This is a genomic window from Pseudomonas sp. YuFO20 (genome assembly GCF_035064975.1).
In the GTDB taxonomy this organism is placed as follows: Bacteria; Pseudomonadota; Gammaproteobacteria; order Pseudomonadales; family Pseudomonadaceae; genus Aquipseudomonas; species Aquipseudomonas putida_AE.
The window spans coordinates 1-17,975 of record NZ_JAXDEO010000007.1; the positions used below are offsets into that span (position 1 = coordinate 1).

Annotated in this window: 22 protein-coding genes; 13 read left to right on the forward strand and 9 right to left on the reverse strand. The window is 62.2% G+C overall.

Annotation, left to right across the window (positions count from 1 at the left end; all coding sequences use genetic code 11):
- Positions 1–208: 208 nt before the first annotated feature.
- The 5 genes from SOP85_RS05630 to SOP85_RS05650 all read right to left on the reverse strand — a co-directional run bounded on the left by SOP85_RS05630 (position 209) and on the right by SOP85_RS05650 (position 4,344).
- Entirely contained in the window at positions 209–907 is a 699-nt protein-coding gene (locus SOP85_RS05630; RefSeq protein ID WP_274074404.1) for an OmpW/AlkL family protein, read from the reverse strand.
- A gap of 234 nt (positions 908–1,141) precedes the next feature.
- Positions 1,142–1,660 (reverse strand): DUF3299 domain-containing protein, encoded by a 519-nt coding sequence (locus SOP85_RS05635; protein ID WP_323626359.1) that lies wholly within the window; start codon positions 1,658–1,660, stop codon positions 1,142–1,144.
- A gap of 10 nt (positions 1,661–1,670) precedes the next feature.
- Positions 1,671–2,936 (reverse strand): ABC transporter permease, encoded by a 1,266-nt coding sequence (locus tag SOP85_RS05640; RefSeq protein ID WP_323626361.1) that lies wholly within the window; start codon positions 2,934–2,936, stop codon positions 1,671–1,673.
- Between the two features lies 1 nt (position 2,937).
- Positions 2,938–3,648 carry an ABC transporter ATP-binding protein gene (locus SOP85_RS05645; RefSeq protein WP_323607768.1) on the reverse strand — a complete coding sequence of 237 codons (711 nt, stop codon included), beginning with the start codon at positions 3,646–3,648 and terminating at the stop codon, positions 2,938–2,940.
- Between the two features lie 135 nt (positions 3,649–3,783).
- On the reverse strand, positions 3,784–4,344 hold the full coding sequence (locus SOP85_RS05650; protein WP_274074408.1) for a DUF2796 domain-containing protein: 561 nt from the start codon (positions 4,342–4,344) through the stop codon (positions 3,784–3,786).
- A gap of 135 nt (positions 4,345–4,479) precedes the next feature.
- Here SOP85_RS05650 and SOP85_RS05655 point away from each other — a divergent pair, with 135 nt between their 5' ends.
- Positions 4,480–4,824, forward strand: coding sequence for a hypothetical protein (locus SOP85_RS05655; protein ID WP_274074409.1), 345 nt, complete (start codon positions 4,480–4,482; stop codon positions 4,822–4,824).
- Between the two features lie 95 nt (positions 4,825–4,919).
- Here the strand turns inward: SOP85_RS05655 and trxA are convergent, their stop codons facing one another.
- From trxA to SOP85_RS05670, 3 genes are all read right to left on the reverse strand, one after another.
- Positions 4,920–5,792 (reverse strand): thioredoxin, encoded by an 873-nt coding sequence (trxA, locus tag SOP85_RS05660; protein WP_008065763.1) that lies wholly within the window; start codon positions 5,790–5,792, stop codon positions 4,920–4,922.
- A gap of 132 nt (positions 5,793–5,924) precedes the next feature.
- Positions 5,925–6,581: a class I SAM-dependent methyltransferase gene (locus SOP85_RS05665; RefSeq protein ID WP_274074410.1), complete on the reverse strand. Its 657-nt coding sequence runs from the start codon at positions 6,579–6,581 to the stop codon at positions 5,925–5,927.
- Complete coding sequence (locus tag SOP85_RS05670; RefSeq protein WP_274074411.1) at positions 6,578–7,042, reverse strand: YbaY family lipoprotein; 465 nt, start codon at positions 7,040–7,042, stop codon at positions 6,578–6,580. Before SOP85_RS05670 ends, SOP85_RS05665 begins: the two co-directional genes overlap by 4 nt.
- 118 nt (positions 7,043–7,160) lie before the next feature.
- Here SOP85_RS05670 and nrdR point away from each other — a divergent pair, with 118 nt between their 5' ends.
- The 12 genes from nrdR to SOP85_RS05730 all read left to right on the forward strand — a co-directional run bounded on the left by nrdR (position 7,161) and on the right by SOP85_RS05730 (position 15,915).
- Positions 7,161–7,625, forward strand: coding sequence for a transcriptional regulator NrdR (gene nrdR, locus SOP85_RS05675; RefSeq protein ID WP_003228656.1), 465 nt, complete (start codon positions 7,161–7,163; stop codon positions 7,623–7,625).
- Positions 7,622–8,755 carry a bifunctional diaminohydroxyphosphoribosylaminopyrimidine deaminase/5-amino-6-(5-phosphoribosylamino)uracil reductase RibD gene (ribD, locus tag SOP85_RS05680; protein WP_323607772.1) on the forward strand — a complete coding sequence of 378 codons (1,134 nt, stop codon included), beginning with the start codon at positions 7,622–7,624 and terminating at the stop codon, positions 8,753–8,755. The genes nrdR and ribD overlap by 4 nt, the downstream gene beginning before the upstream one ends.
- A 47-nt stretch (positions 8,756–8,802) precedes the next feature.
- Positions 8,803–9,465: a riboflavin synthase gene (locus tag SOP85_RS05685; protein WP_007906836.1), complete on the forward strand. Its 663-nt coding sequence runs from the start codon at positions 8,803–8,805 to the stop codon at positions 9,463–9,465.
- Between the two features lie 32 nt (positions 9,466–9,497).
- Positions 9,498–10,589, forward strand: coding sequence for a bifunctional 3,4-dihydroxy-2-butanone-4-phosphate synthase/GTP cyclohydrolase II (ribBA, locus tag SOP85_RS05690; RefSeq protein WP_274074413.1), 1,092 nt, complete (start codon positions 9,498–9,500; stop codon positions 10,587–10,589).
- Between the two features lie 91 nt (positions 10,590–10,680).
- The gene (ribH, locus tag SOP85_RS05695; RefSeq protein ID WP_003228649.1) at positions 10,681–11,157 is read left to right on the forward strand and encodes a 6,7-dimethyl-8-ribityllumazine synthase; all 477 of its coding nucleotides are present in this window, start codon (positions 10,681–10,683) and stop codon (positions 11,155–11,157) included.
- Entirely contained in the window at positions 11,154–11,654 is a 501-nt protein-coding gene (gene nusB, locus SOP85_RS05700) for a transcription antitermination factor NusB (protein ID WP_008053839.1), read from the forward strand. The genes ribH and nusB overlap by 4 nt, the downstream gene beginning before the upstream one ends.
- Positions 11,655–11,672: 18 nt before the next feature.
- Positions 11,673–12,638, forward strand: coding sequence for a thiamine-phosphate kinase (thiL, locus tag SOP85_RS05705; protein WP_323626365.1), 966 nt, complete (start codon positions 11,673–11,675; stop codon positions 12,636–12,638).
- Positions 12,635–13,138: a phosphatidylglycerophosphatase A family protein gene (locus SOP85_RS05710; RefSeq protein WP_046815881.1), complete on the forward strand. Its 504-nt coding sequence runs from the start codon at positions 12,635–12,637 to the stop codon at positions 13,136–13,138. Before thiL ends, SOP85_RS05710 begins: the two co-directional genes overlap by 4 nt.
- Positions 13,139–13,162: 24 nt before the next feature.
- The gene (locus SOP85_RS05715; RefSeq protein ID WP_274074415.1) at positions 13,163–13,900 is read left to right on the forward strand and encodes a substrate-binding periplasmic protein; all 738 of its coding nucleotides are present in this window, start codon (positions 13,163–13,165) and stop codon (positions 13,898–13,900) included.
- 181 nt (positions 13,901–14,081) lie between these two features.
- Entirely contained in the window at positions 14,082–14,699 is a 618-nt protein-coding gene (ribA, locus tag SOP85_RS05720) for a GTP cyclohydrolase II (RefSeq protein WP_180204442.1), read from the forward strand.
- Complete coding sequence (locus SOP85_RS05725; protein ID WP_323607775.1) at positions 14,696–15,115, forward strand: MFS transporter; 420 nt, start codon at positions 14,696–14,698, stop codon at positions 15,113–15,115. Before ribA ends, SOP85_RS05725 begins: the two co-directional genes overlap by 4 nt.
- Positions 15,115–15,915 (forward strand): cobalamin-binding protein, encoded by an 801-nt coding sequence (locus SOP85_RS05730; RefSeq protein ID WP_323626366.1) that lies wholly within the window; start codon positions 15,115–15,117, stop codon positions 15,913–15,915. The genes SOP85_RS05725 and SOP85_RS05730 overlap by 1 nt, the downstream gene beginning before the upstream one ends.
- 137 nt (positions 15,916–16,052) lie before the next feature.
- Here SOP85_RS05730 and SOP85_RS05735 read toward each other — a convergent pair whose 3' ends face one another.
- On the reverse strand, positions 16,053–17,936 hold the full coding sequence (locus tag SOP85_RS05735) for a TonB-dependent receptor domain-containing protein (protein WP_274074418.1): 1,884 nt from the start codon (positions 17,934–17,936) through the stop codon (positions 16,053–16,055).
- Positions 17,937–17,975 lie beyond the last annotated feature (39 nt).

Here is a 17,975-nt window from a genome sequence, read left to right on the forward strand (position 1 = left end):
TCAGCGCCGCACTATGTCCTGCCTCATCGGCGAGAGGAGCGTATTTATCCCCGAGCCATCCGGCTCAAATCGCCGAAGTATCCGATCAGAAATAAAAATGCCAGTCAGCTTAACTGACTGGCATTAGCCTGTAGAGGCGCCTTTTTTTGTTACTGATCGTTCCCGTCCATAGGACAAGGGAGCGACCAATCCACCACCACGTGAATACTTAGAACTTGTAACCCAGACCGACCATGTAGATGAACGGATCGACATCCACGTTCACCCGTGCCCGGGTGCCCGGTGCCACGGCGTCGTTTTCCACGGTCGCGCGGGTATCGATGTCAATGTAACGCACCTGGGCGTTGATCATCACGTTGTCGGTCAGCATGTAGTCGGCACCGACCTGGAACGCCATGCCCCAGGAGTTTTCTGCCTTGAAGTTGCTGAAGCCGTTGGCCTGGGCTTCGCTGCCGACATGCTCGTCGTAGATCCAGGTGTAATTGATACCGGCGCCGAGGTACGGCTGGAAGTCGGATTTGGCATCCAGCGGGTAGTACACGATGCTGAGGGTCGGTGGCAGGTGTTTCAGCGTACCGAGTTTGCCGTTGGCCGCACCCAGGGCGGTGCCCTTGAGCTTGACGTCGTGCTCGAACGGCGTGGCCGCGAGCAACTCGATCCCCCAGTTGTTGGTGATCATGTAGGCAACGTTCAGACCCAGTTGCGTGTCGCTGCTCATGGTCGCCTTGCCACCCAGGTCGGCGCCGCTCAGCGGACCCTGATCGACCTTGACTGAGGAACTGTCGGCCTCCGGGTTGACGGTAATCGCACCGGCACGAAGGATGATGTCACCGGCTTCGTGGGCGTGGGCGAACGGGGCTGCAAGCGCCAGCGCTACCAGCGAGGCACCGAGCAAGGACTTGTTCATGGGGGGCTCCAGAGGACGTTAAAAATCTTCGATGTCCAATGGTAAGGCGGCTAACGATCTGGTCTTTTGATGCAGCTCAATGAAATCGTGATGGGTTTGGTTTTTGTGGTGTTTTCGATGGCCCCTTCGCGAGCAAGCCCGCTCCCACAATGGAATTGTGTCTATGCACAGATCCAGTGTGGGAGCGGGCTTGCTCGCGAAGACAATTTTGCAGGCGCCGACTAACTCCCGGATTCACTCCGGTAATTCATACAGGTAGATCTTGTCCGCCTCCATCTGGTACCCGGCGTCCGCCAGCTCACTGGTGGACGGCTTGACCTGCATCGGCCCCTCGATCCAGTAAGGCTGATACAGCTCGTCGAGCTTCACGCCGACTTCACTTTTGACGTGCACGATCTGGTTCGACGGCGGGGGCGGTACGTGGATGCAGGCGCCGAAATACGGCACCAGCAGAAAGTCCGTGGTACGACCTTCTTCACTCACTTCCAGCGGCACGATGTAGCCCGGCAAACGAATGTTCTGACCGTCGAGGGCCTTGACCACCGGGGCGTTGGGCATGTCCTGTTTCGCTGCCGGCGCCGATTCGGCGGCCAGTGCATCGCTGAGCTTCGACAGGTCGTGCAGCGGCGTCATGTTCGGCACTTCCGGTGCCGCATCCGGCGGGATCATTTCCGACCAGGTCAGCTCTTTCGGCTCGGCCGCCCACAACGGCAGGGCGACCAGCATCAACAGCGCAAAGACAGCGCGGGGCATTTCAACGTCCTCATAAACGGATCGACAGGCCATCGGCCAGGGATTGGCGATAGGCGCGCCAGGCTGGCACGCTGCCCATCAGCAACGCAGCGATCAGGATGCCACCGAGTAGCGTCCATTCATATTCGCTCGGCCACGCCAGCGGCAGAAACAGGCCGTAATTGGCTTGCACGTAACCCTGGGCTGCTGCGATACAGACGTAGAGCAATGCCACGCCGGCCACCACACCGGCCAGCGCCAGGGCAAACGCCTCCAGTACCAGTAGCGTCGCGACGTGCCAGGGCCGCGCGCCCACCGATCGCAGGATCGCCATCTCCCGCCGACGTTCGTTGAGGCTGGTGAGAATCGCCGTGAGCATGCCGATCAAGCCGGTCAGCACGACGAACAGTGACACCACGAACAGGGCCTTTTCCGCCGTGCTCATCAAGCTCCACAATTCTTGCAGCGCAACGCCCGGCAGGATCGCCAGCATCGGTTCGCCACGGAATTCGTTGATCTCGCGCTGCAGGGCGAAGGTCGAGATCTTGCTGTTGAGGCCGAGCATGAACGCGGTGATCGCCTGGGGTGTCAGGTCCATATTGCGCGCCTGATCGGCGCTGACCCGCCCGTTGCCCCGGGCCGGCACGCCGTTGTGCCAATCAACGTGAATGGCTTCCATGCCACCGAGGCTGATGTGCAGCGTGCGGTCCACCGGGGTGCCGGTGCGCTTGAGAATGCCGACCACGGTGAAGGGCTTGTCGTCGTGCTTGACCAGGCTGATCACGGCCACGCCGTGGGCCAGCACCAGCTTGTCGCCGAGTTTGTAGTGCAGCGCGTCCGCGACTTCAGCACCGAGCACCACTTCGAACGGGTCGCTGGCGAAAGCACGGCCCTCGGCCAGTTCCAGGTGTTGCTGGCGGCCGTACTGGTAGTGTTCGAAGTACGCCCCGGTGGTGCCCATCACGCGATAGCCGCGATGGGAATCGCCAAGGGACATCGGAATGGCCCACTTCACTTTCGGGTTGCTGGCGAAGTGTTCGAAGCTGTCCCAGCGGATGTTGTTGGTGGCGTTGCCGATGCGGAATACCGAGTACAGCAGCAGGTTGACCGAGCCGGAGCGCGCGCCGACGATCAGGTCGGTGCCGCTGATGGTGCTGGCGAAACTGGCCTTGGCCTCGGTGCGCACCCGTTCCACGGCCAGCAGCAGGCACACCGACAGGGCGATGGCGAACGCGGTGAGGATCGCGGTGAAACGGCGGTTAGCCAGGCTGGCCATGGCTAGACGGAACAGATACATCTCAGACCTCGGACGGGGTGGCGGCGCGATTGAGTTCGGCCAGCGACAGGTTGCGATCGAACAGCGGCGCCAGGCTCTGGTCATGGCTGACGAACAACAGGCTCGAGCCGGCCTCGCGGCATTCGGCGAACAGCAGGCGAATGAAGTTCTCCCGGGCGTCGTAGTCGAGGGCCGAGGTCGGCTCGTCGGCGATCACCAGTTCCGGCTGACCGATCAGCGCGCGCGCGGCGGCCACCCGTTGTTGCTGGCCGATGGACAGGGAGTCGGCGCGGCGCGCGAGGATGTTGTCATCCTTCAAACCCAGATGGGCGAGCAGGGTGGCGGCGGCCTGGTCGATGCTGCCGTGGCGCTGCTTCGCCCGCTCGGCGCGCAGTTTCGAGAAGTGGCAGGGCAGTTCGACGTTCTCGCGCACCGACAGAAACGGCAGCAGATTGAACTGCTGGAAGATGTAGCCAGTGTGATCGACACGAAAGTGATCGCGGGCGCCGGCCGACAGTTCCGTTAGCTCCTGGCCAAGCAGGCGGATGCTGCCACGATCGGGCTTCTGCACGCCGCCAAGCAGGCCCAGCAGGGTGGTCTTGCCGCTACCGCTGGGGCCCTTGAGGAACAGGGTTTCCCCAGGCGAAAGGCGAAACGCCGGGATATCCAGCAGCGGCGGGTGACCGGGCCAGCTGAAGCTCAGGTCGGACAATTCGATGAGTGCTTGGGTCATGGCGCTGATTTCATGGGTGTTGATTATCCTGTGGGAGCGGGCTTGCTCGCGAAGGGGGAGTGTCAGTCGACATCTATGTTGCATGACACACTGCCTTCGCGAGCAAGCCCGCTCCCACATTGGTTGTGCGGTGGATCAGAACTTGAGGGAGGCAGCCTTGGCCGTCACTTCAACCCCTTGCTGCCCGCTCGGGCCGATCAGTTGTACCTGAATTTTCCGGGTCGCCGGGAAGCTGTTGAAGATATTCGCCAGATCCAGGGTCTTCAGCGCGCCCGGCGTGGCGCAGGTGAATTGGTAGCGGGCGTGGATTTCACTGTGGTCATGGTGGTGTTCATCGTCGGCCTCTGGCGTGTCGCCAAACAACGGGCTTTCCAGCTCCTGGTTTTCCACCACGCAACCGGCGGCTTTCGGCAGGCTGAACAGCGCCAGCGGTTGCTCAAGGCGAGCGCGGGTCGCAGCGACCTTGGCTTTGTCGGCATCGGTTGCGGCGACGTGCTCAAAGCCCACCAGGTTCATCGCCGGACTGTCCAGCTCCAGCTCCAGGGTCAGGCCATCCAGTGCCGCGTTCAGGCGCCCGACACCGTGCTCATGGGCGCCAAGGCTGCCGTGCTCATGGTCGTGATCATGTTCGTCAGCGGCGTGAACGCCAGCCAGCGGCAACAAGGCAAACGGCAGAGCGAGAAGCAGGTGACGCATGGCGAGTCTCCGAAAGACAAGATGAAAGAAATGTTATGTGATCTTATAACATGATGCGCAGAGTGTGTCTGCCTGCTTGGCGTTGCACAAGCCCCGTGGGAGCATGGGTGCGAAGAAATGTTCGGGAGCTGACTCATGTTGCGAATTCGCGGAAGCATCGGCGACTGGCCGGTGGATTTGACGCTGGAGATGGATGACGCCGACTGGGCAAGGCTGGGTGCGCAGTTGAAAGTGGAAAAAACCGAGGTCAGTGCTGCGCCAGTGGCGAAACCGCTGAATCAGGACGATGCGCTGTGGCAGGTCGCCAAAGATCTGCTGCGCAAGGCCGGGCAATTGAGCGGGCCGCAATTACTCGATCAACTGGAAGGGCTGACCGGCAGTGCGGCGGCGGGCAAGCGCCTGTTGGTGCGCTTGCGGCATAGCCCGGACGTGAAGGTGCAGAGTGGCGCGGATACGCCGATTTTCCACTGGATCGAATAAACCGCAAAAGATCGCAGCCTGCGGCAGCTCCTACAAGGGCAACGCATATCCCCTGTAGGAGCTGTCGAGCGAAGCGAGGCTGCGATCTTTTGATCTTAATAAAGCGCGGCAAACAACTTGCGACGGTACGTGGTGACCAGCGGATGGTCATTACCCAACAATTCGAACACCTGCAGCAAGGTCTTGTGCGGCAGACCCTCGCTGTAGCTGCGATTGCGAATGAACAGCTTGAGCAGTCCATCCAGCGCCGCGTCGTATTGCTGGCGGGCCAGTTGTTGAACGGCCAGCTGATAGACCGCTTCATCGTCCTGCGGGTTTTTCGCCAGGCGAGCCTTCAAGTCGGCGGCATCCGGCAAGTCCTTGGCCTGGCCGAGGAACTTGATCTGCGCCTTGGCGCCGGCCAGGGCGGCCTTGTGCTCATCGCTCTTGACCGCGTCGAGCACGGCTTGCGCTTCGCCCAGCTCACCGCGCTCGGTGAGGCAGCGGGCGTAGAGAATCAGCGCCTTGGCGTTGGTGTTGTCTTCGCCCAGCAGCACTTTGAGCAGGGCCTCTGCATCGGCGAAACGGCTGTCGTCGAACAAGGCCTGGGCCTGTTCGAACGGATCGGCGGCGGCCGGTGGCGGCATTTGCACATGGGGCTCGAGCAGCGCGCGCACGGCCGACTCCGGCTGGGCACCGGCAAAACCATCGACCGGCTGGCCATCCTTGAACAGCACCACGGTCGGCAGGCTGCGAATACCGAAACGGGCGACGATGTCCTGTTCGAGGTCACAGTTGACCTTGGCCAGCAGCAGCTCGCCCTGATAGCTCTCGGCGATGGTCTGCAGCATCGGCATCAGCACCTTGCAGGGCGCACACCATTCGGCCCAGAAATCCACCAGCACCGGTTTGTGGAAGGAGTTCTCGATCACCGACTGGTCGAAATCGGCAGTCGTGGCGTCGAAGATGTACGGCGTTTGCTGACTCATGGGCAATCTCGTAAAAGCGTGAATAGGTGAACTATAAGGCGTGGCGCAAAAGATCGCAGCCTTCGGCAGCTCCTACAGGTTAAACCGCATCCCCGTGTAGGAGCTGCCGAAGGCTGCGATCTTTTAGCGGCTTCAGCCGCGCCGAGCGTGGTAGAGGCTCACATGCCGAAACTCTTCCGGCTCGGCCAGGTCCGGCAAGGTCATCGCTTCAAGCATTTCAATGCGTTGATACAACGGATGACGAAAATCCCGAACGCGCGAATCCGCCACCAGAGCCTCCTTGCCACGACTCAGGAACTCATCGAGCAGTGGCAGGTTCGCCCGGTCGTACAGCACATCCGCGACCAGAATCAGATCGAAACGATCGGCCTCGGCGAAAAAATCCGTCGAGTAAACGAGCTGTACGTCATTGAGCTCGGCATTCGCCCGACAGGCGGCAATCGCCAGCGGATCCAGGTCGCAAGCCACCACTTCCAGCGCCCCGGCCTTCACCGCGGCAATCCCGGCCACGCCGGAGCCTGCGCCGAAATCCAGCACGCGCTTGCCCTTGACCCACTCAGGGAAGTCGGCGAGGTAACGCGCCACCGCCAGGCCACTGGCCCAGCAGAAGCTCCAGTACGGCGGTTCGTGCAGAATCCGCCGGGTTTCTTCCGGGCTGAACGCGCGATCCATGTTGTCGCCATCGATCAGCCATAACTTCAGGTCGGTCCCCGGTAATTCACAGGCAACCAGTCGCGCATCACCCAGCAGTTCCCCCAAGGCCTGTTGCAGGTCGTGCGGTGCACTCATGGGGCTTTGACGAATTGCAGCTGGCCCAGGGCCTGGGTGGTCGGCTGGCTAATCCGCTGTGACGGCAGATGCAGGATCAACTGGCCGGACTGGCTGGCGCGGCCACGCAGTTCTACACGGGCACCGGCCGGGAACGAATCCGGGTTGAAGCGCAGGTGAAACGGCAGCACCTGGTTGTTGCCGATCAGGCTCGAACTGGCGAGCAATTGCTGTGGACGGTCTTTGTCGTCGATCACCAGCAGCGCCAGTTCCACTTCAGCACCTGTCGGCACACCTTGCAGCGTACCGCTCAGTTCGCGCTGATAGGCCGGCAGCGGGCCGAGGTTCGCCGATTCCCGGGCTTTCTTCTGCGCCTGTTCCGGTGCAGGGCCTGGCGTTGGCGGCTGCGGCTGGGGTGCATCGCTGCTGCAGGCGACCAACAGGCTGAAAAAACTGAGCAAAACGAGTGGTCTCAGGGACATTTGCGGCTCCGGCAACACGTAATCCATATATAGCCAATCTGTATACCGCAAACCCTATGGCTTGTCTTGCCACCCGGATGCGCTACCATGGCCCTCCCTTTTTTTGTTGCCTGCCACCATGCACTGTCCCTTCTGCGGTGCCAACGACACCAAGGTCATCGACTCGCGTCTGGTCGCCGAGGGCGAACAGGTGCGCCGCCGGCGTGAATGCCTGGCCTGCGGCGAACGTTTCACGACGTTCGAAACCGCTGAACTGGTGTTGCCGCGCCTGATCAAAACCGACGGCAGTCGCCAGCCGTTCGACGAAGAAAAACTCCGCGCCGGCATGCAGCGGGCGCTGGAAAAGCGCCCGGTGAGTGTCGAGCGCCTCGAGTCGTCGCTGGTGCACATCAAACACAAACTGCGCGCCACCGGCGAGCGCGAGGTCAAGTCCCTCGTGGTCGGTGAGCTGGTGATGGCCGAGCTGCAAAAGCTCGACGAAGTCGCCTACATCCGCTTCGCTTCGGTGTATCGCCGCTTCCAGGACCTCAACGAGTTCCGCGAAGAGATCGATCGCCTGGCCCGGGAACCGGTGAAAGAATGACCACGTCAGCAGAGCTTGCCGTCCTCGACGCCCATTACATGGCCCGTGCTTTGGAACTGGCGCGCAAAGGTCATTACACGACCCACCCCAACCCGCGAGTCGGCTGCGTGATCGTGCGCGGCGGGCAGATCGTCGGCGAAGGCTGGCACGAGCGCGCCGGGGAACCCCACGCCGAAGTCCACGCCCTGCGCGCCGCCGGTGAGCTGGCCCGGGGCGCGACCGCTTACGTGACCCTCGAACCCTGCAGTCACCACGGGCGCACGCCACCGTGCGCCGATGCGTTGGTCAACGCCGGTGTGGCGCGGGTCGTGGCGGCGATGCAGGACCCGAACCCGGAAGTCGCCGGTCGTGGTCTGCAGCGCCTGGAGCAGGCCGGTATCGCCACCGAAAGCGGCGTGCTGGAAGGCGAGGCGCGCAAGCTCAATCAAGGCTTCCTTAAGCGCATGGAGCATGGCTTGCCGTTTGTGCGGGTCAAGCTGGCCATGAGCCTCGACGGTCGCACGGCAATGGAAAGCGGCGAAAGCCAGTGGATTACCGGCCCGGCAGCGCGCTCGGCGGTTCAGCGTTTGCGTGCTCAGGCCAGCGTGGTGCTGACCGGCGCCGATACGGTGCTGGCGGACAACGCCCGTTTGACCGTGCGCGCCGATGAACTCGGTCTGGACACCGAACAGGCCGCACTGGCCATGAGCCGACCGCCGCTGCGTGTGTTGGTCGATGGCCGCCTGCGGGTGCCGCTGGATGCGCCATTCTTCAAGGCAGGTCCCGCGCTGGTCGCTACCTGCGTGGCAGTGGAAGAACAATACGCCAACGGCCCGGAGTGCCTGATCGTGCCGGGTTACGATGGGCAGGTCGATCTTCGTCAGTTGCTGGTCGAACTCGCCAACCGTCAGGTCAATGAAGTGTTGGTCGAGGCCGGACCACGGCTGGCGGGTGCCTTTGCCCAACTCGGTCTAGTGGACGAGTTCCAGATTTTCATCGCCGGCAAGTTCCTGGGTTCTTCGGCGCGGCCGTTGCTGGATTGGCCGCTCGCGCAAATGAAGGATGCGCCCGAGCTCAAAATCACCGAAATTCGCGCGGTTGGCGATGACTGGCGGGTCACTGCCATTCCTTTGCCAGTCGCCAGCGTATAATTCCCGGCCATCGTTATAGCGCTGGCCCTGTTCTCGAGGAGGACTCCATGTTTACCGGCATTATCGAATCCATCGGCAGTATTCGTGCATTGACCCCTAAAGGTGGAGATGTGCGGGTCCACGTCGAAACCGGCAAGCTCGACCTGAGCGACGTCAAGCTGGGCGACAGCATCGCGGTCAACGGCGTGTGCCTGACGGCGGTTGAACTGCCGGGCAACGGCTTCGCGGCTGACGTCAGCCGTGAAACCCTCGACTGCACCGCCATGAACGACCTGAAAAGCGGCAGCCCGGTCAATCTGGAAAAAGCCCTGACCCCGACCACTCGCCTCGGCGGGCACCTGGTCAGCGGTCACGTCGACGGCGTGGGCGAAGTGGTTGCCCGCACCGAGAACGCGCGGGCCGTGGAATTCCGCATCCGCGCGCCGAAGGACCTGGCCAAGTACATCGCCCATAAAGGCTCGATCACCGTCGACGGCACCAGCCTGACCGTGAACGCGGTCGATGGCGCCGAGTTCCTGCTGACCATCATTCCGCACACCCTGAGCGAAACCATCATGGCGTCGTACCAGCCAGGTCGCCGGGTGAATCTGGAAGTGGATTTGCTGGCGCGTTATCTGGAGCGCCTGCTGTTGGGCGACAAGGCCGCAGAGCCAACCTCCAGTAACATCACTGAAAGCTTTCTGGCCGCCAACGGCTACCTCAAATCCTGAAGCTCAAAATTTCGAAAGAAGGGGGGTGCCTTGTGGCGCTCAATAGCATCGAAGAACTGGTTGAAGACATCCGCCAAGGCAAGATGGTCATCCTCATGGATGACGAAGACCGCGAGAACGAAGGCGACCTGATCATGGCCGCCGAGTGCTGCCAGGCCGAACACATCAACTTCATGGCCAAGCACGCCCGTGGCCTGATCTGCATGCCGATGAGCCGCGAGCGCTGCGAGCTGCTCAAGCTGCCGCTGATGGCGCCGCGCAACGGCTCCGGCTTCGGCACCAAGTTCACCGTCTCGATCGAAGCAGCCACCGGCGTCACCACCGGCATCTCCGCCGCCGACCGTGCGCGCACCGTGCAAGCGGCTGCCGCCCGTGATGCCAAGGCTGAAGACATCGTTAGCCCAGGCCACATCTTCCCGCTGATGGCCCAGGCCGGCGGCACCCTGGCCCGCGCCGGCCACACCGAAGCCGCATGCGACCTGGCGCGCATGGCCGGTTTCGAGCCGAGCGGGGTGATCTGCGAAGTGATGAACGACGACGGCACCATGTCCCGTCGCGCCGAGCTGGAAGCCTTTGCCGCCGAGCACAACATCAAGATCGGCACCATCGCCGACCTGATTCACTACCGGATGATCCACGAACGTACCGTTCAGCGGATTGCCGAGCAGCCTCTGGACAGCGAACTGGGCCAATTCAACCTGGTGACCTATCGTGATTCCGTGGAAGGCGACGTGCACATGGCCCTGACCCTGGGCAACGTGTGTGCCGAAGAACCGACCCTGGTGCGCGTGCACAACATGGACCCGCTGCGCGACCTGCTGATGGTCAAGCAACCGGGCCGCTGGAGCCTGCGCGCCGCCATGTCCGCCGTTGCCGAGGCCGGCAGTGGCGTGGTGCTGTTGCTCGGCCACCCGCTCGATGGCGACGTGTTGCTGGCGCATATCCGCGAAACTGCCGACCACGCGGCGGTGAAAAAACCGACCACCTACAGCACCGTGGGTGCCGGTTCGCAGATCCTGCGCGACCTGGGCGTTCGTAAAATGCGCCTGATGTCGGCGCCGATGAAATTTAATGCGATATCCGGTTTCGATCTGGAAGTTGTAGAATACGTGCCCTCCGAATAATGAACGGTCGTATCCGGCCCTGTATTCGCGGTTCAAATATCACTGAGGGATGCGTACGAGACGCGTCCCGGCTCTTTAAGAGATCTAACGAATGACCCTGAAGACCATCGAAGGTACCTTCATCGCCCCTAAAGGCCGCTATGCTCTGGTAGTGGGCCGTTTCAACAGCTTCGTCGTTGAAAGCCTGGTCAGCGGTGCTGTTGATGCCCTGGTTCGCCATGGCGTAAGCGAAAGCGACATCACCATCATCCGCGCTCCTGGCGCCTTCGAAATCCCGCTGGTTGCGCAGAAAGTCGCTCAGAAGGGCGAGTTCGCGGCAATCATCGCACTGGGCGCGGTCATTCGTGGCGGTACTCCGCACTTCGAATACGTGGCTGGCGAGTGCACCAAGGGCCTGGCCCAGGTGTCCATGGAGTTCGGCGTTCCGGTCGCTTTCGGCGTGCTGACCGTTGATTCCATCGAGCAAGCCATTGAACGTTCCGGCACCAAGGCCGGTAACAAAGGTGCCGAAGCTGCCCTGTCCGCTCTGGAAATGGTCAGCCTGCTGGCGCAGTTGGAGGCCAAGTGATTAGCGACGAAAGCGATCGTTTCAACCCGCGCGATCCAAAACCTGCGGATGCTGGCAAGCCATCGAAAAGCGTCAAGCGTCGCGAAGCCCGTCAGCTCGCGACCCAGGCGCTGTACCAATGGCACATGGCCAAGCAGTCGCTGAACGAGATCGAAGCGCAGTTCCGGGTCGATAACGATTTCACCGATGTCGATGGTGCCTACTTCCGCGAGATCCTCCACGGGGTGCCGCAGTTCAAGACCGAAATCGACACGGCGCTCACGCCTTGCCTGGACTTGACCATCGAAGAGCTGGACCCGGTTGAATTGGCGGTTCTGCGCCTGTCCACCTGGGAGCTGCTCAAGCGTGTCGACGTGCCGTACCGCGTTGTGATCAACGAGGGTATCGAACTGGCCAAGGTCTTCGGTTCCACCGATGGGCACAAGTTCGTCAACGGTGTGCTCGACAAGCTGGCCCCACGTCTGCGTGAAGCTGAAGTGAAGGCGTTCAAGCGCTAATTTGCGCTTGAGTCTGCGATGGGTGAGTTTGAGCTGATCCGCAATTTCTTCACCGCCGCGCCTTGTGCGCTGGGCGGCGAAGGCGTTGCCCTGGGGATTGGCGACGACTGCGCCTTGCTGGCTGTGCCTCCCGGGGAGCAGTTGGCGATTTCTACCGATACGCTGGTGGCCGGTGTGCATTTCGCCGACCCCTGCGATCCGTTTCTGCTCGGTCAGCGCTCGCTGGCCGTAGCGGTCAGCGACCTGGCCGCCATGGGCGCCACCCCCGTTGCCTTTACCCTTGCCCTGACCTTGCCGACGGTGACCGCCGATTGGCTGCAGGCCTACGCCCGTGGTTTGAACCTCATGGCGCAGAGCTGCGGCGTGGCGCTGGTGGGCGGCGACACCACCCGCGGGCCGTTGAGCCTGACCATGACCGTGTTCGGTCGGGTGCCGGGTGGCCTGGCCTTGACCCGCAGCGGCGCGCGGCCTGGCGACTTGCTGTGTGTCGGCGGTGAGCTGGGCAATGCCGCTGGCGCCTTGCCGCTGGTGCTCGGCGAGCGCGACGCTGAAGCCGCCATCGCCGAGCCGCTGCTGGCGCATTACTGGTCGCCGCAACCGCAGCTTGGCCTGGGGCAGGCGTTGCGCGGCAAGGCCACTTCAGCCATGGATATCTCCGACGGTCTGCTCGCCGATTGCGGGCACATTGCCCTGGCTTCGAAAGTCGGGGTGCTGATCGAACGGGATCGCTTGCCGCTGTCCAAAGCACTGGTGGCCTTCCTCGGCCAGCCGGGCGCGCAGGACGCAGCCCTGAGTGGTGGAGACGATTACGTATTGGTCTTCACCATACCGTCCGTCGAGTTGCCGCCACTGGTGGCCGACGGCTGGCCGATCCATGTGATCGGGCGGATCGTGGCGGGGCAGGGCGTGACGCTGCTGGATACCGATGGGCATGACATCACCCCGCAAACCCGGGGCTATCAACATTTTCGGGAGACACCGTGACAGATCATCCCAAACAGGTCCCGGCGGAATTCGTACCGCCCTCGGTCTGGCGCAATCCCTGGCATTTCCTGGCGTTCGGTTTCGGCTCGGGCACCTTGCCAAAGGCTCCAGGCACCTGGGGATCGCTGGTTGCGCTACCCTTTATCCCGTTATGGCAGATGTTGCCCGACTGGGGTTACTGGCTGATGCTGGGCATCACCATGCTGTTCGGCTTCTGGCTGTGCGGCAAGGTGGCCGATGATTTGCGGGTACACGACCACGAAGGCATCGTCTGGGACGAGATGGTCGGAATGTGGATCACCCTGTGGCTGGTGCCGGAAGGCTGGCAGTGGCTGTTGGCAGGGTTCCTGGTGTTCCGCTTCTTCGATATCCTCAAGCCGTGGCCGATTCACTGGGTTGACCGGCATGTGCATGGAGGCGTCGGCATCATGCTCGACGATGTATTGGCCGGGGTGTTTGCCTGGTTGGCGATGCAGGGGCTGGTATGGATTTTCGCCTGAGGGATTAATTAGGGAGAACTAGGGATGGCTCGACGCTGGTTGGTAGCGATGGTGTTTATGGTGTTCGGTGCACTTGCCCAGGCGCAGGAGGCATCCACCCCGCCATCGGTGATTCATCTGGCCAGCGAAGACTGGGAAGACTACACCGCTGCCGACGGCCACGGCCTGGGCTGGGACGTGTTGCGCAAAGTCTTCGAGCCAGCGGGGGTCAAGCTGGACATCCGCAGCGAACCCTATGTGCGCTCGATGGGGCTGGCCGAGCGCGGTGAGGTCGACGCCTGTGTCGGCTCCTACCATGAAGAATCCAGCGACGTGCTTTATCCGCGCTGGAACTTCGATACCGACCATATCTATGCCCTGGGCTTGGCCAGCAGCCCGCAACCGACCCCGCAAACCCTGGGTAATTACCGCCTGGCGTGGGTGCGTGGCTACGATTTTCAGGATTATCTGCCCAATATCCGCCGCTACAACGAAGTGTTGCGGCGTACCGGCATCGTTTCGATGCTGACGCAGAACCGCGCCGACTTCTACATAGATGCTCTAACTGAAGTCGATTGGGTGCTCAGTCGGGCGAAGGATCCTTCCCAGTTCCGCCGCACGCATATTGCCGAATTGCCGTTGTACCTGTGCTTTGCCAAGACCCCGGCGGCCCGCAGCCTGATGGAACTGTTCGACCAGCGCATGGCGCAGTTGGTGAAAAGCGGTGAGCTCAAACCGATCTTCGAGCGCTGGAAGCAACCCTATCCGTTCGATGAGAACTAACCTGTAAGAGCTGCCGCAGGCTGCGATCTATTAAAATCAAAAGATCGCAGCCTGCGGCAGCTCCTACAGAGATCAAACTTTTTGATTGTTATGGCCGATAATTCAGCCTAAGCGTCGGTTGGAACCTGCTGTTACAATGCCGGCCTGCGAATCTTCAGACTTTTAGATCAGGAGCACACCGGTGCCTGTCGTTTTTGTCGCCGCTTCCAAGCTGCCAACGCCTTTTGCGCAATTCATCATGCACGGCTTTCTCGATGAGGCCACCGGCCGCGAGCACGTCGTGCTGAGCCTGGGTGAGATCGCCGACGGTGCCCCGGTACTCGGCCGGTTGCACTCCGAATGCCTGACCGGCGATGCCCTGTTCAGCCAGCGTTGCGACTGCGGCTCGCAACTCGAGGCCGCGCTGCAGGCCATCGCCCGTGAAGGTCGGGGCGTGTTGCTGTACTTGCGTCAGGAAGGCCGTGGCATTGGCCTGCTGAACAAGATCCGCGCCTATGAGCTGCAGGACGGCGGTGCCGACACCGTTGAAGCCAACGAGCGTCTGGGCTTTGCCGCCGACCAGCGTGACTACGCCATGTGCCTGCCGATGCTTGAGCACCTGGGGGTGAAATCCCTGCGCCTGATGACCAACAACCCGCGCAAGGTCAAAGCCTTGACCGACATGGGCATCGCGGTCGCCGAGCGCGTGCCGCTGCACACCGGGCACAATCCGCACAACAAACTCTACCTGGCGACCAAGGCCAGCAAACTCGACCACATGATGGGCAACGAACATCAGGGCGAGGTAGGCCGGGCGTGACCCGCGGCCAGGTGCGGCGGCGACTGTCCGTCAACTGGTGGCAATACCTGGCGTTGGCCTTGTTGCCGCTGTTCGTGATCAACGCCGTGTTCGGCCAGAGCGAGGCCATCCTGCCGGTGCTGGCGATGCCCTTGTTCATCGCTGGTGTCGCCTCGATGTTTGTCAGCCTGAAGTTCTTTGGCGGCTACAAACATGCGCTGATCGCCACTCAGAAAGCCCTCGACACCCCTGAAGAGCCTGGCGCCTGGATCAGTCTGGCGGCCAAGCGGCGCACGGCGTTCCTGGCAGCAGGCCTGCCGGCGTGGATCGGTGCATTGGCGGTGTTCGTCGGCCTCGAAGCGGTGCCGCTGATGCTGCTGGCGCTGTCGACTGCCGTGCTGTTCTACCTCTACCGTATTCCGCGTCAGCTCGGTTGATGCGTCCTGTCTGGCTGGCGGTGTTGCTGCTGGCCGCCAGTGGCTCGGCAGTCGCGGTCGAACGGGTTGTCAGCCTTGCGCCGTCGCTCTCTGAAATTGTCGTTGAGCTGGCTTCGGCCGACTTGCTGGTTGGCGTGCTGGATGCCGGCGAGCGTCCCGCCGAACTCAAGGATCTGCCCTCCGTGGGCCGCTACGGCCAACTGGACATGGAGCGGCTGCTCAGCCTCAAGCCCGACTTGCTGCTGCTCTGGCCCGGCAGTGTCGGCCCGGCCCAGCGTGAGCAACTCAAGCGCTTGGGCATCCCCACCTACGTCGCCGAACCCCATGATTTCGAACAGCTCACCGCGCAGATCGAGGCGATTGCCTTGCAGCTTGGCCGGCCTGAGCGTGGGGCTGCGTTGGCTGGCGGTTTGCGTCAGCGGCTGGCTGAGCTGCGTCAACGCTACAGGCGCGAAGAGCCGTTGCGGGTGTTCTATCAGGTCTGGGACCGGCCGCTCTATACCGTTGGCGGTGGCCAGATCATCAGCGCGGCGCTCGAAGTGTGCGGGGCGCGAAACGTGTTCGGCGATCAGGCACTGCCGGCGCCGCAGGTCAGTGTCGAAGCGGTCCTGCAGCGCGATCCCGAGGTGATTCTGGCCGGTGATCAGGCGCAGCTGGATGCGTGGAAGCTGTGGCCGCAGGTGGCGGCGGTGCGGCAGGGGCAATTGCGGTTGGTGACGGATAAAGGCCTGGAGCGGCCGAGTGGGCAGATGATTGAGGCTACGGCCAAGTTGTGCCGGTTGATAGCGCCCGAACGCTGAGACCGAGTTGCGGCCTTCGCGAGCAAGCCCGCTCCCACACTGGATTTCAGTGGACACCGATTTTGTGTACGACAGAGGTCAAGTGTGGGAGCGGGCTTGCTCGCGAAGAGGCCAGACTGGCCAACAAAAACTTCAAATCAGAGCCCAGGCGTCCAAGTCACCCCAAACATCCACGCCCGACCCTCCTCGCGATACCCGTACTGGCTGCCTTCATGGCTGTACATCGCCCGGCTGTATCCCTTGTCCAGCAGGTTATCGACCTTCAGCTCCAGGCTGACTTCACGATTGAGCGCCCAACTGCTGCGCAATCCCAACAATCCATAACCCCCCAATGGCTGTTGATTGTTCAGGTCGTCATAGCTGCTGCTCACAGCTTGCCAGCTGGCGCCCAGGCCCAGGCGGTCGAACTGGCGGTCCAGATCCCAGCTCAACGTACGCCGGGCACGACGGGCCAGGGTATGCCCGGTGTCGCGGTCCCGCGGGTCGATGATCGCCACGCCAAGGTTGCTCTGCCAGCCGAACAACTGCTGTTTCAACGCCGCTTCAAAGCCGTTGATCCGCGCCGAGGCGACGTTTTCCGGTCGTGAGTTGCTGCCGAAGATGATCGCGTCTTCGAGGTCCGTGCGGTACAGCGAGGCCTCCAGGCGACTGTTCTCGGTCAGTTGGCTGCGCCATTGCAGCTCGTAACTTTTCGAGGTCTCGGGTTTCAGGTCCGGGTTGCTGAAGTCTGGGTAGTACAGGTCGTTGAAGGTCGGAGCGCGGAAACCTTCGCTGTAGGTCAGCAGCACGTCGTTGTCCGGGTTCAGCGGCAGGGTGAAGGTACCGCTCCAGCTGTTATGGCCGCCGAACTGCTGGTTCTGGTCGCGGCGCAGGCCCAGCTCGGTGGAGAAGCTGTCGGCCTGGTAGCGATGCTGGATAAAGGCCGCGCGGTTCCAGCGGCTGTCCTCGTCGAACGGCGTGCTGCTGTTGACCCGGTCCTGGTACCAGTCGCCGCCGAGGATCAGGCTGTTGTGCTCGTTGAGTGTCAGGTCGTTCTGCCAGTTCACCGAATCGCGGTAGGTGTTGAACACGCTGCGTTCATCGCTGAGCTTGTCGAACGTCTTCTCGCGGTTTTCGCTATGGCCGAATTCGACGCGGGTTTTCCACAGGTCGTTGACCCGTGCGTCGACGTAGCTGCTGACGCTGCTCACATCGAATTCGTTGTAGGGCTGCTGCTGGACTGACTCGAAAGTGTCCAGGTCGAAGCGGCCGAACGGATTGTCATATTCGCTCTTGCCACGGTTATCCAGCAGGTTGGCGCCGATCTCGACGTCGTCGCTGAGGGCGTGACTCAGGCTCAGGCTCAGGGATTTGTTGCGGTATGCGTCGTGATCGCCGTCGCTGGGATACGACTCATGGGTGCGATCGATCCCGGCGGTTTCATCGAGGCTGGCGCCGAGGTTGAAGCGGGTCTGCTCATCTCCACCGGACAAACCGAGGCTGCGCTCCCAGGTCTGGTTGCTGCCAAAACCGACATGCAGGCGTGGCTGCAGGCCGGGCTCGCTGCCACGCCGGGTGAAGATCTGGATCACCCCGCCAATCGCATCGCTGCCGTAGATCACCGAACGGGAGCCGCGCAGCACTTCCACGCGCTCGACCTGTTCGATGTTGATGTGTTGCAGATTGCTGTCGCCGGAGGACGAGTTGCCGATCCGTTGGCCATCCACCAGCACCAGGCTCTGGGCCGACTGCGTGCCGCGAATGTAGATCCCCGGCAAGCTGCCGCGTCCGCCGGTTTGTGCCACTTGCACTCCCGGTACACGGCGCAGCAGATCAGTGACGCTGTTCGGTTGCAGTCGGTCGATGTCTTCGCGGGTGAATACCGTGTTGGCGGCGCTGCTGTCGTTGCGCGCCTGGACCTGGCGGTTGGCGCTGATCAGCACGTCGGGCAGTTTCAGGGCCTGGTCGCGTTCGAAGGAGTCGGCCAGCAGGTGTCCGGACGGCAGAAGCGTCAGCGTCAGGGCGAGGGGGGAGAGTTTCATCGGTGATCCGTTGGTGCTTGGGTGTACACAAACAAAATG

What these genes read in the sequence shown, in the direction of transcription:
- SOP85_RS05715 (WP_274074415.1), top strand. Translation starts at nt 13,163, where the DNA reads ATGGCTCGACGCTGGTTGGTAGCGATGGTGTTTATGGTGTTCGGTGCA.
- SOP85_RS05685 (WP_007906836.1), top strand. Translation starts at nt 8,803, where the DNA reads ATGTTTACCGGCATTATCGAATCCATCGGCAGTATTCGTGCATTGACC.
- thiL (WP_323626365.1), top strand. Translation starts at nt 11,673, where the DNA reads ATGGGTGAGTTTGAGCTGATCCGCAATTTCTTCACCGCCGCGCCTTGT.
- nrdR (WP_003228656.1), top strand. Translation starts at nt 7,161, where the DNA reads ATGCACTGTCCCTTCTGCGGTGCCAACGACACCAAGGTCATCGACTCG.
- SOP85_RS05645 (WP_323607768.1), bottom strand. Translation starts at nt 3,648, where the DNA reads ATGACCCAAGCACTCATCGAATTGTCCGACCTGAGCTTCAGCTGGCCC.
- ribD (WP_323607772.1), top strand. Translation starts at nt 7,622, where the DNA reads ATGACCACGTCAGCAGAGCTTGCCGTCCTCGACGCCCATTACATGGCC.
- SOP85_RS05635 (WP_323626359.1), bottom strand. Translation starts at nt 1,660, where the DNA reads ATGCCCCGCGCTGTCTTTGCGCTGTTGATGCTGGTCGCCCTGCCGTTG.
- trxA (WP_008065763.1), bottom strand. Translation starts at nt 5,792, where the DNA reads ATGAGTCAGCAAACGCCGTACATCTTCGACGCCACGACTGCCGATTTC.
- SOP85_RS05630 (WP_274074404.1), bottom strand. Translation starts at nt 907, where the DNA reads ATGAACAAGTCCTTGCTCGGTGCCTCGCTGGTAGCGCTGGCGCTTGCA.
- SOP85_RS05650 (WP_274074408.1), bottom strand. Translation starts at nt 4,344, where the DNA reads ATGCGTCACCTGCTTCTCGCTCTGCCGTTTGCCTTGTTGCCGCTGGCT.
- SOP85_RS05640 (WP_323626361.1), bottom strand. Translation starts at nt 2,936, where the DNA reads ATGTATCTGTTCCGTCTAGCCATGGCCAGCCTGGCTAACCGCCGTTTC.
- SOP85_RS05730 (WP_323626366.1), top strand. Translation starts at nt 15,115, where the DNA reads ATGCGTCCTGTCTGGCTGGCGGTGTTGCTGCTGGCCGCCAGTGGCTCG.
- SOP85_RS05735 (WP_274074418.1), bottom strand. Translation starts at nt 17,936, where the DNA reads ATGAAACTCTCCCCCCTCGCCCTGACGCTGACGCTTCTGCCGTCCGGA.
- SOP85_RS05655 (WP_274074409.1), top strand. Translation starts at nt 4,480, where the DNA reads ATGTTGCGAATTCGCGGAAGCATCGGCGACTGGCCGGTGGATTTGACG.
- SOP85_RS05665 (WP_274074410.1), bottom strand. Translation starts at nt 6,581, where the DNA reads ATGAGTGCACCGCACGACCTGCAACAGGCCTTGGGGGAACTGCTGGGT.
- SOP85_RS05670 (WP_274074411.1), bottom strand. Translation starts at nt 7,042, where the DNA reads ATGTCCCTGAGACCACTCGTTTTGCTCAGTTTTTTCAGCCTGTTGGTC.
- ribH (WP_003228649.1), top strand. Translation starts at nt 10,681, where the DNA reads ATGACCCTGAAGACCATCGAAGGTACCTTCATCGCCCCTAAAGGCCGC.